The following is an 11,378-nucleotide window of genomic DNA, read 5'->3' as shown; positions in this document are numbered from 1 at the left end:
CTTGAATTAGCAAACAATATCCGTAACCGAATAGAGGATATAAGTCAAGATATTTTTATGGGAAATGCGGGTTAGGGGTTTGTCAAAGATAAGATGGATTGAATTAATTGCTCAGGTTCGGTTTGGGAAGGGCCTTTGCGGGATGTATAATGGATGCGGAGCCGTTTGGTCCGGCTGGTGTGTCCGGAGATAATTTCTAAAGATGACTTTGGCACCTTGAGGCATTTTGCCAGGTACTCAATACACATCTTGTTGGCAGCGCCGTCCACCGGCGGTGCTTTTAGCTTGATTTTAAGTGCGTCACCATGGAGTCCTGCAATCATATTTTTCGAAGAACGGGGCTGAATATATACTTTGAAAGTAACTCCGCTGGAATTTTCCTGAATATTCAGCATAATAGCCCTAATTCAATCAATACTATCGCTGCTTTTGATATTGTTGATAATGCTGGTTGATGAAATATTTTCGGTAACAGGTATCAGGGCGACCCGTCCACCCAACCGCTCTACAAGCTTACCCCCCAGAACTTTTTCAGAAGTATAATTGCTGCCTTTTGTCAGTACGCCCGGGCGGATGATTTTAATCAGCGACTCCAGCTCTTCGGAAGAAAACAGAACAACATAGTCAACCGTATCCAGAGCACTGATAATACGAACACGTTCCTCGGCTCTGATCACAGGTCGCCCCGGTCCTTTGAGAGCTTTGACCGAGTCATCGTCATCGATGGCAACGATAAGCACGTCACCAAGCTGTTTTGAGGCCGAGAAAAGTAGAATATGACCGGCATGCAGTAGATCAAAGCAGCCGTTTGTCAGCACCAGCCGCTTACCTTGTTTCCTTAGTTCTTGAACCAAGGCAGGCAGATCGGACAGTCGCTTATGCTTAAAAATGGTGCTGTCTCGAGTTGGTAGCAGAGCAGCGGTGAGTTCTTGTCTTGAAATCGTGGCCGTGCCGACTTTTCCCACTACTAATCCGGCAGCAGTATTGGCAAGCGTCGTTGAGTCTTCAAATGATTTTCCTGCCGCGATTCCCAGGCCCAGGACGGCCAGGACGGTATCACCGGCGCCGGAGACGTCATATACCTGGCGGGCTTCAGCACTGATTTTGCATGGAGCTTTATTCTGCTGGAAAAGAACCATACCGTCCTGGCCACATGTTATCAGGAGTTTATTGATATCGACGGTTTCAAGAATTTTGCGGCCGGATTCAGCAAGAGTTGATTCATCAACAATTTCAATACCTGAAGCTCGAGCTGCTTCTTTTTTGTTGGGGGTCAGCAGAGATACGCCTGAATATTTTGAAAAGTCGAGCCCTTTAGGATCAGCAATGGTTATCTTATTATGTTTGCGAGCGGCGGCGATCAATCTTGACATCAAGGTGTTTGTAATCACGCCTTTGCCGTAGTCGGAAATCAATATTACATCAACGCCGGGGACTTTGTTTTCTATATAACCTGCCAGCTTATCGAGAGTTGCATCAGATATCGCTTTTTTTGTTTCCCTGTCGATTCTGAGGACTTGCTGGTTGGCGGCGATAATTCTTGTTTTCATTGTGGTAGGCCGGTCAGGTTCCTGAACAACACCGGCGGTATCAACGCCTAACTCCTTGAACTTTTGAAGCACAAGCTGTCCGTTTCTGCCGGTGCCGATAACTCCGGCCGCAGTTACTTTGGCACCGAGGGCCGCAATGTTGTTGATAACATTGCCGGAGCCTCCCAGAGTATAGTCTTCGGAGTCGACTGCAACAATCTGGACCGGGGCTTCAGGAGATATTCGATCTACTTCTCCCCACAGGTATTCATCGATCATCAAATCGCCCACAACAAGGACGTGGCATCTATCAAATTTAGAAAAATCCATCTTTAATCATCTTTAAAAATTCAGGCGGGCGTACCAACCGGCCGTTGCGGTCCACGCAGGCATGCTTGGTATATCCTGTTGCCAGGGTCGTTTTCTCATCCTCGCTATATGCATGATAATCAAACTTCATTCCCGCCTTAACGTTTGTATCAAGCGTTGTTTCTATGATCAGCAAATCATCGTACTGCGAAGGGTTATTGAACTTGCAGTGCGCCTCGGACAAAGGCAGAAAAAAACCATTAGCTTCGATTTTTTTGTAGCTGAGCCCCAAATACCTGAAAAGCTCTGAACGACCGATTTCGAACCAGCGAAAGTAGTTGGCATGGTATACAAAGCCCATTTTATCGGTATCGCTGTATCTGACCCGGTGTGTTGTTTTGTGGGTAAGCATCAACATAAGAGTTCCCAGAATCTATGAAATTCCAAATTCCAAGCATCAAATTCCAAATTCAAGATCATATGCTGGTTTGTTATTTGGAATTTTGGTCATTGATATTTGTTTGAAATTTGTCTTTTGGAATTTGGAATTTCCACTAACTCAACTACTCCGTGAATGGATACGTACTAACTAATATTGTTTGTAAGAATATTTTTTAGTATGGCCTTTAGCTCATCAAAGCTGTAGGATAACGGAAACTCGGGAAATTCATCTTTGACATTTTCCGGCGGATTGTGGAGAATGCCGTTGTCAGCTTCCTTCAACATGGTAATATCATTATAAGAATCGCCTACGGCAATGGTCTTGTAGTTCAGGCTTTTTAAGCAAATGACCGCATGGCGCTTACTGTCCCGCTGGCGCAGATTGTATCCTGTAATCGTACCGTCGGGGTCAATTAACAAGGTATGGCAAAAGAGTGTCGGCCAGCCTAACTTTCTCATTAAAGGGCGCGCAAACTGGACAAATGTATCCGAGACTACAATCACCTGAGTGCGTGATCTCAGCCATTCAAGAAATTCCACGGCCCCCTCCAAGGGGTTCATGGTGGCGATAACGGCTTTAATGTCTTCTATTTTAATCCCGTTTTCATCAAGGAGGGCGAGACGTTTTTGCATCAGGACATCATAATCGGATATGTCACGTGTTGTCAGTCTGAGTTCTTTAATACCGGTTTTTTCAGCAACATTTATCCAAATTTCAGGGACAAAAATACCCTCCAAATCACAACAGACAATTTGCATAAAACCTCACATCGTAAAAAGTTAAACAATATCTACATTCAATAGCGCCCCTTATCATCTTCAATCCGAATCAGAACAGGTTTGTCATCAACGATGTCAAGCTCTGAAATATCCAAAAGAGCCTTTTTAACAGCGGCTTCTTTTGCTATATGTGCCAGCATAACGACGGGAACCGAGCCTTTTATTTGGCGTCCTTTCTGCTGGACCGACTGAATGCTGATATCATTATCTCCCAGAATACCTGCTATCTTCGACAGAACTCCGGGACGGTCCCGAGCGGCGAAGCGGAAATAATAGTGCATAGAGATTTCATCAATCGGTATAACCGGAATTTCCCGAATTTTATCCATCTGGTATGAAAGCAGCGGAACCCGGCCGCTTGCCCCTGTTAATAGGTTGCGGGCAATATCGACCGTGTCGCCCACCACCGCACTGGCAGTGGGCATCATACCGGCACCATATCCGTAAAGCATCATGTCGCCCACAGCATCGCCGAGGATTGTAACCGCATTCAGGGGGCCGTTGACAACGGCAAGGGGGTTGTCAAAAGGGATCATGGTGGGATGGACCCTGGCTTCAATAGCACTGCCCATATTCTTGCTGATGGCCAGAAGTTTGATCCGGTATCCGAACTCTTTGGCAAACTCAATATCGAGCGGCGTAATTTTAGAGATACCTTCGATATAGATGTCATTGAGATTAATTTGCATGCCATAGGCAAGCGATGTTAATATGGCCAGCTTATGGGCGGTGTCGATTCCTTCTATATCGAGGGTCGGATCGGCTTCGGCATATCCGTTTGACTGGGCTTCAGAGAGGGCTTCTTCAAAGCTGCTGCCTTCCTCAGTGTTTTTGGATAATATGTAATTACAGGTTCCATTCAGGATGCCTGTTATCGATTTTATGTGATTGGCAACCAGAGACTCCCGCAGCGATTTAATGATGGGCATACAGCCGCCGACGCTGGCCTCAAAGGCCAGATCAACACCCTTTGCTGCTGCAGCTTTAAAAATTTCATTGCCCTGGCAGGCGAGCAGCGCCTTGTTGGCGGTAACGACCGGTTTGCCTTTGTCAATGGCCCTTAAAATAAGCTCTTTGGCGATGCCCTGGCCCCCGATCATCTCAAGAATGATGTCGATCTCGGGGTCATCAACCACCTGATACGCATCGTTTATCAGTACGCCGTCGTCAAATTGTATGCCCCGCTCAGTTTCCAGATCAATATCGGCAACGCGTCTCAAATTAAGAGCGGCACCAACCCGGCTGCTAATAAGATTTTTGTTTTCAATCAGAATTTTAGCAACACCGGTACCGACGGTTCCGCAGCCAAGTAAACCAATATTAATCTCTTTCATAACTGTAGCTCCTGACAGCTGTCAATCAAGCGTTTTTTGCTCAATTGGGGTTACAATATCTTTTTAATTCCTCGTACAGCCTGATTTATGCGCATATTGTTTTCTATCAGAGCGAACCTGACGTAGTCATCACCATATTCGCCGAATCCAAGGCCGGGTGAGACCGCTACCTGAGCTTCATGTATTAGAAGTTTGGTAAATTCCACCGATCCCATCTCTATGTATTTGTCAGGTATTTTGGACCATACGAACATGGTGCCTTTGGGGCTTTCGATCTCCCAGCCCACCCGGCTGAGGCCGGTTATGAGGGTATCTCTGCGTGACTTGTAGGTATCGCAGATCTCCTTTACGCAGTCCTGGGGTCCGTTAAGGGCGATAATCGCTGCAATCTGGATCGGCTGGAAAATACCGTAATCCAGGTAACTTTTTATGCGGCGCAGCGCCCCCACGATCTCAGGGTTCCCCACACAGAACCCGACCCGCCAGCCGGGCATACTGTAACTCTTGGAAAGCGAAAAAAATTCAACTCCCACTTCCTTGGCACCTTTTATCTGGAGAAAGCTAGGTGGTTTATAACCGTCAAATGTAAGATCTGCATAAGCAAAATCATGGATAATCATGATGTCGTGTTCTTTGGCGTAGTCGACAATTTTTTCGAAAAAGTCCGCATTAACAACTTCCGTAGTGGGATTATGGGGATAACTGATAATTAAGACCTTGGGTCTCGGCCACGTCTGTCTGGTAGCATTAATGAGATTATCGAAAAAATCAAGTCCCGGTCCCACCGGTATGCCCCTTACATCTCCGCCTGAAATAATTGCTGAATAAGGATGGATAGGGTAGGTCGGGTTCGGGGTTAAGACCACGTCCCCGGGCCGGATGGTTACCAGGATCAGATGAGATATGCCTTCCTTGGCTCCGATGGTAACAATGGCCTCGTTTTCCGGATCAATATCCACGTCAAATCTGCGTTTGTACCAGTCCGCGATGGCCATTCTCAACTTGGCAATGCCCATGGAAGCTGAATACCGGTGATTATGTGGTTTTTGGGATGCTTCTATGAGTTTGTCGACGATGTGCTGGGGCGTACCAAGGTCGGGATTTCCCATTCCAAGGTCGATAATATCAACTCCAGCGCGTCTGGCCTTCATTTTGATCTCATTGACAGTCGCAAAAACATAGGGTGGAAGACGATCAAGCCGGGCAAAAGTTCTCATAAGAAACCTCGTAAATCTTGCAGTTTCGTTAAAAATAAAACATTAATTTTTTGCGAAACGTTTTAAGTGTTAAGTTTTTGTAAATTCAGACCTCGTAAATAATGACAGATTGCGGGGAAAATTTTGGACAAAACTCGCCATTTCTAATCAAAGAGTTGGGTTCAAAGGTTCAATGTTCAAAGGTTCAGAGGTTGATCACCTCATTTAATTACCCCTATGGAATCAATGGTATAGGAAAAAAGCGCGAAGCGATTAACCTCTCCGAGGCGTAGGATCGTGCCTCTACGAGCCGGAGGCCTGAACGCTGAACCCTGAACCTCCTAACCCAGACCGACCGGATGTCCAATTTCTGTGAAATCCCGCAGTATATAACGGTCTACAGTCATTTTTATCTGGTGAATGACGAGGTCTGAACTTACAAAAACAGCAATTTAATACCTAACCTGAAAAGGCCTGTTACTAATAGCTCCAAACAGGCTTCAAGAGAGCCCCTCTTTACTATTATCTACAATAATAGAGATTTTATGTCAAAAATTTATTTTGACTTTTAGGCCTATTCAGATTATTTTTTACGAAAAAGCTCAGATCCGTGGGTTTTTCAGGAGGCTACTATGACCAATTCTCTTACTTATGCCGATGCCGGCGTGGACATTGAAAAAGCCAACCGGCTGGTAAGTATCATTAAAAAGATCGCCCAAAAAACCCGCAGATCCGGTGTTATGGGTGAGATCGGCGGTTTTGGCGGTCTGTTTTCACTTAACGTCGGTCATTTTGACAGCCCGGTGCTCGTTAGCTCAACCGATGGTGTCGGTACCAAGCTTAAAATCGCTTTCATGATGGAAAAACACGATACCGTGGGCATTGATCTCGTTGCCATGTGTGTCAATGACATTATTGTTCAGGGTGCCGAACCGCTTTTCTTGCTGGATTACCTTTCAATGGGCAGGCTGGACACCAAGATCGCTACTGATATCATAACAGGGATCGGCGAAGGATGCCGGCAGGCTAAATGTGCGCTGATCGGTGGCGAAACAGCTGAAATGCCTGATTTCTATAAAGAAAATGAATACGATCTGGCCGGCTTTGTCGTCGGTATCGTTGAAAACAGTAAAATTATTGACGGGTCGGAGATTCGCGTCGGCAATCGGCTGATAGGGATTTCATCAAGCGGGCTCCACAGTAATGGATATTCTCTGGTACGCAAAGTCTGCTTTGAAATCCTTAAGCTGAAGATCGATGCCTTTATTCCGGATTTGGGCAAAACAATCGGTGAAGAACTGTTAATACCCACCAAAATATATGCACAGACTGTTCGCAGTATTATGCTGGATCTGCCTGTTTTCGGGCTTGCTCATATTACGGGCGGCGGAATTGTGGATAACATTCTGCGCATCATACCCGAGCGCTGCAATATTATGCTGCGCAAGCAAAGCTGGGAAGTTCCGCCGATATTTTCTTATCTACAGCAGGCCGGTAAAATTTCCGACCAGGAGATGATGCGCACCTTTAACAACGGCATCGGTCTGATTGCGGTGGTTAAAAAAGATGCAACCGAGGAAATTTTGGAACGTCTAACCGCTATGGGCGAAAAAGCCTTTGTTATTGGCGAAATAGTGGAATACAAAAAGGCGGGAGAGCGGATCCAATGGGCTTAGCCCGGATAAACCGGCCTCCGGCTCGTAGAGCCTACGCCTTGGAGAGAAATAACAAATCACAAGCATCAAATTTCAAATAAATTCCAAACTACAAGCTCCAAATCCCAAATACTAAAGAACTAAACTATTTTAATTTTTCGAGTATTGATTGAAAATATTTTTTCAATTCGTTTGGCCTTCTTCACGTTTATAAGGTTTGGCCTCCGGCCCGTAGGGGCATCGGGCCTACGCCCCGGAGGGATTTTTGAATTTCGGTCACCTGTCGAGAGCCTCTAGGTCGAACGATTGTAATTTATTTGTTTTTTGGGATTTGTTATTTGGAATTTCCACTAGCTCAATTACTCCATGAATGGATACGAAAAAGTTTTGCCACAAAATAAACAAATTTTACAACTAAGGGACTGATATGCTAATTCTAGGTATTGAAACTTCCTGTGATGAAACCGCCGCCGCGGTGGTAGCTGAAGGCAAAACCGTATTATCTTCGGTCGTATCATCCCAGGTTGCCGTACATCATCCCTATGGCGGCGTGGTTCCTGAACTGGCTTCCCGCAAACATATTGAAGCTATTGTCCCGGTAGTTAATGAGGCCATCAACACATCCGGCATTGACGCTGAACAGCTGGACGCCGTGGCCGTGACCCGCGGCCCGGGGCTGGTGGGAGCACTACTGGTCGGTTTCTGTTTTGCCAAAGCATATGCTTATATGCGGGGCCTGCCATGGGTGGGTATCAATCATCTTGAAGGCCACATCAATTCCGTTTTTCTGGAACCTGACCCGCCGCCGTTTCCATTTGTAGCACTCCTGGTTTCCGGCGGTCATACCAGTATCTATCATGTTACTTCCTACACGGCCATGGAACTTTTGGGGCAGACCCGGGATGATGCTGCCGGCGAAGCCTTTGATAAGGTCGCCAAGATGCTCGAACTCGGATATCCGGGCGGGGCGGTGATTGATCGCATGGCCAAAGAAGGAGATCCGGGTAAAATCGTTTTCCCAAGGACTTTTTTGGATAAATCAGTCTTTGATTTCAGCTTCAGCGGCCTGAAAACAGCGGTAAAACGCCACATTCAGAACCACACGGATGACGGCGCCACCCGGATTCCCGATATTGTAGCCGGATTCCAGGAAGCAGTGGTTGATGTTCTTTCTTATAAGGTAATCCATGCCGCCAAGACCAAAAGGTGCGATCATATTGCCCTGGTGGGAGGTGTGGCGGCCAACAGCCGCCTTAGGGCAAAGGTCAGGCATGATGCCGGTCTTGAGGACCTGACGGTTCATATACCTTCAGTCGAGCTTTGCGGAGATAACGCCGCCATGATTGCTGCTATGGGCTATCATTATTTGGTCGCCGGAAAGGTGTCGGGCCTTGGGGATGATGTTTTCTCGAGAGCCAGGACAGGATAGAGGACAGCCGTTCGACAGGCTCACGGCCATGAGCAACGTCGAACGGAGGTCAGGGGTCACAGATATTTTCTTTTGAGGGCCTGTATCCGTCGCACGGATTCCTCACCTTTTGTTTTTAGAGTTTGCGAGTTTGCCTGGGAATTTAATATTTCATTAAATGCGTTTTCAATATCCGGCCGGCTGTGGCAAATCAGGGCCATGTCGATATCAGCGAGCAATATCTGGTGAATGGCGCTTTTGATGTCGTAATGCTTTTTAATGGCGCCCATGTCCAGGTCGTCTGTTAAAACGATGCCGTCAAACCCCATACGATTTCGCAGAAGATCCCCGGCGATAAGCGGTGACAGGCTTGCCGGCCACTGGGCGTCAAGCTTTTGGCAGCGTATGTGAGCCAGCATGATTCCGGCTACCTTAGACTGTATGGCAGCTTCAAACGGCAAAAGATCCGTTGTTTTTAAAGTGTTAAGGTCGATATCAAGGTCGGGCCTGTCAAGATGTGAATCGAGGGTTGTGCGTCCGATTCCCGGGAAATGTTTGGCAACCGACATGATGCCGTTTTTCTGCAGATGCTCGATAACCGCTGCTCCCAGATCTGCAACCCACAGCGGGTCGTTTCCGAAGGACCTGCCGGCCATGATGCTTTCAGAGCCGTTAAAAGCAATATCCAGAACCGGTGCCATGTTCATATTGATGCCGACCTCGGCTAATTCTGCTGCAGTAATTTGAGCAAAGCGTTCGGCATCCGGGCGTCCTTCCATATCAGGATTTCCTGCAAACTGGGTAAAAGGTTTCCTGAGCCTGGCTACCTGGCCGCCTTCCTGGTCAATGGCGATTAACAGGGGCGGCTGTCCCCTTGAGCGGGCGTATTCCTGGGCCGAGAGGCACAGATCTTTGATTTGCCGGGGATTGGTTAAATTTCTTGCAAATAGAATGATGCCGCCGACTTTTATTTCATCTATCAGAAATTCAAGGTCCTGGTTGAGCTCGGTGCCCTCAAAGCCGACCATGAGGCGCTGTCCGGCCAGCTGCTCATCTGAGTATGTTATGATATCCATTTTTTTTACAAAACTTTTTTATCGCCACTAAGACACCAAGACACGAAGTAAAAATAAAATTGTGAAACAATTTTATCTGTGTACTTGATATTTTTGTACTGCCCGGTTGTGGTCTTTAAAATTGGTTGAAAACTGGTGTGTACCGTCTTTTTTGGAAACAAAATATAGAAACTGGGTGTCCGCCGGGTAGAGGGCGGCCTTAATGGCGTCTATTCCGGTGCTGGCAATCGGTCCCGGCGGTAGCCCGGAAATCGTGTAAGTGTTATAGGGCGTCGGCATGGATAAATGTTTGCGGGTAAGGTTGCCGTTATAATCCTCAAGGCCGTAAATAACCGTAGGATCGCTTTCAAGGCGCATACGGCGTTTGAGGCGATTATGGAAGACCGATGCAATCAGGGGGCGCTCAAAGGCAGTGCCGGTTTCCTTTTCGATCAAGGATGCAAGGGTTACGACCTGGTGAATGGAGAGTTTAAGGGTTTTGGCCCGGTTCTTCCATTCAGGCTCAAACAAGGACCAGAAACGCTTTACCATTGTAGATATGATCATCTCCGGGCTGCTGCCTTTGGGAAAGTGATACGTGTCCGGAAAAAGATAACCCTCGAAAGTTTCAGCCTCAATTCCCATTGCATGCACCAGTGCGGCATCGGTTGCAGCTTTTAGAAAATCGGTGTCGGTTGCATAGCCGGACCTGGCAACAAGAGAAGCAATTTGCTTAAGATTATAACCTTCAGGTACGGTAAATTTGTAGAGGCGCACTTTTCCGCTGACCAGTATTGCCAGGATTGTACTGGGCGGCATGGCGGAAGATAGCGTGTATTCGCCTGCTTTTATAATTTTATCATGTCCTTTAAGGCGGGCCAGCAGTTTGAATTTGGACGGGTGTTCAATAATTCCGGCTTGATACAGTTGCTGGGCAAAGGCCTTAAATCCCTGTCCCGGGAGTACGGTCACCACCTTTTCCACTGTTTCGATAGCAGCAGGTTGGTCGGCATAGATTTGAAGATCCAGATAAAGAGAGGATAAAATCGTTATAATTAAGAATAGAAATATTGTTATAATGGCGCCTGTTTTTCGCACACTCAAAGAGACTCCTTCTGTCGTAATATCGGATGAAAAAGAGGAAGAACAGTTAATCCTACCGTAATTGAAGGAAAAGTCCAAGGCAAGAATTATTTGTTGTTAGTCATAAAATATACTTTCCTTTCGAAATTTGGCATGCAAGATTCAGGTAACACAATTTTATTGACATGTGCAAGTTGACGGACAAATTATAGACCTCGTTATTTACCTTATATAAATGACCGTAGACCTTTATATACCACGGGATTGCACATAAATTGGACATCAGGTCGGTCTAGGTTATAAGGTTCAGGGTTCAGCGTTCAGGCCTCCGGCTCGTAGAGGCACGATCCTACGCCTCGGAGAGGTTAATCGCTTCGCGTTTTTTTCCTTAACCATTGATTCCATAGGGATAATACAACGAGGCGGCCGAACTTTGAACCTTTGAACGTTGAACCTTTGAACCCGATTTTTTGATTCGAGATGGAGCGTTTTGTCCAAAATTTCACCGCATCATCTATCATTATTTACGAGATCTGGGCCTTGATTTTCCCGCCGGCGTGTATACTATTTAGCTTCGGGATTCAGGAT

The 11,378-nt window shown here is 46.5% G+C and carries 10 protein-coding genes; 2 read left to right on the top strand and 8 right to left on the bottom strand.

Annotation, left to right across the window (positions count from 1 at the left end):
* Positions 1–71: 71 nt before the first annotated feature.
* From V3S16_RS01370 to V3S16_RS01345, 6 genes are all read right to left on the bottom strand, one after another.
* The gene (locus tag V3S16_RS01370) at positions 72–395 is read right to left on the bottom strand and encodes a DUF167 domain-containing protein (RefSeq protein ID WP_413882880.1); all 324 of its coding nucleotides are present in this window, start codon (positions 393–395) and stop codon (positions 72–74) included.
* A gap of 12 nt (positions 396–407) precedes the next feature.
* Entirely contained in the window at positions 408–1,859 is a 1,452-nt protein-coding gene (gene rfaE1 / locus V3S16_RS01365) for a D-glycero-beta-D-manno-heptose-7-phosphate kinase (protein WP_413882879.1), read from the bottom strand.
* Positions 1,846–2,256, bottom strand: coding sequence for an acyl-CoA thioesterase (locus V3S16_RS01360; protein ID WP_413882878.1), 411 nt, complete (start codon positions 2,254–2,256; stop codon positions 1,846–1,848). The genes rfaE1 and V3S16_RS01360 overlap by 14 nt, the downstream gene beginning before the upstream one ends.
* Before the next feature lie 167 nt (positions 2,257–2,423).
* On the bottom strand, positions 2,424–3,038 hold the full coding sequence (gene thrH, locus V3S16_RS01355; RefSeq protein WP_413882877.1) for a bifunctional phosphoserine phosphatase/homoserine phosphotransferase ThrH: 615 nt from the start codon (positions 3,036–3,038) through the stop codon (positions 2,424–2,426).
* Between the two features lie 38 nt (positions 3,039–3,076).
* Entirely contained in the window at positions 3,077–4,393 is a 1,317-nt protein-coding gene (locus V3S16_RS01350) for a homoserine dehydrogenase (RefSeq protein ID WP_413882876.1), read from the bottom strand.
* A 50-nt stretch (positions 4,394–4,443) separates the two neighbouring features.
* The gene (locus tag V3S16_RS01345) at positions 4,444–5,610 is read right to left on the bottom strand and encodes an aminotransferase class I/II-fold pyridoxal phosphate-dependent enzyme (protein ID WP_413882875.1); all 1,167 of its coding nucleotides are present in this window, start codon (positions 5,608–5,610) and stop codon (positions 4,444–4,446) included.
* Positions 5,611–6,221: 611 nt separating this feature from the next.
* Between V3S16_RS01345 and purM the strand changes: the two genes are divergently transcribed.
* Positions 6,222–7,265, top strand: a complete 1,044-nt coding sequence (purM, locus tag V3S16_RS01340) for a phosphoribosylformylglycinamidine cyclo-ligase (protein ID WP_413882874.1) — start codon at positions 6,222–6,224, stop codon at positions 7,263–7,265.
* A 406-nt stretch (positions 7,266–7,671) separates the two neighbouring features.
* Positions 7,672–8,673 (top strand): tRNA (adenosine(37)-N6)-threonylcarbamoyltransferase complex transferase subunit TsaD, encoded by a 1,002-nt coding sequence (gene tsaD, locus V3S16_RS01335; protein WP_413882873.1) that lies wholly within the window; start codon positions 7,672–7,674, stop codon positions 8,671–8,673.
* A 56-nt stretch (positions 8,674–8,729) separates the two neighbouring features.
* Here the strand turns inward: tsaD and nagZ are convergent, their stop codons facing one another.
* Together nagZ and mltG are read right to left on the bottom strand one after the other, a co-directional pair.
* Positions 8,730–9,728, bottom strand: a complete 999-nt coding sequence (gene nagZ, locus V3S16_RS01330; RefSeq protein ID WP_413882872.1) for a beta-N-acetylhexosaminidase — start codon at positions 9,726–9,728, stop codon at positions 8,730–8,732.
* Positions 9,729–9,800: 72 nt separating this feature from the next.
* Positions 9,801–10,805, bottom strand: a complete 1,005-nt coding sequence (gene mltG / locus V3S16_RS01325; RefSeq protein ID WP_413882881.1) for an endolytic transglycosylase MltG — start codon at positions 10,803–10,805, stop codon at positions 9,801–9,803.
* Positions 10,806–11,378 lie beyond the last annotated feature (573 nt).

Source organism: Candidatus Desulfatibia sp. (assembly GCF_036446775.1).
In the GTDB taxonomy this organism is placed as follows: domain Bacteria; phylum Desulfobacterota; class Desulfobacteria; order Desulfobacterales; family UBA11574; genus Desulfatibia_A.
This window is presented reverse-complemented; position numbering and strand designations above follow the sequence as displayed.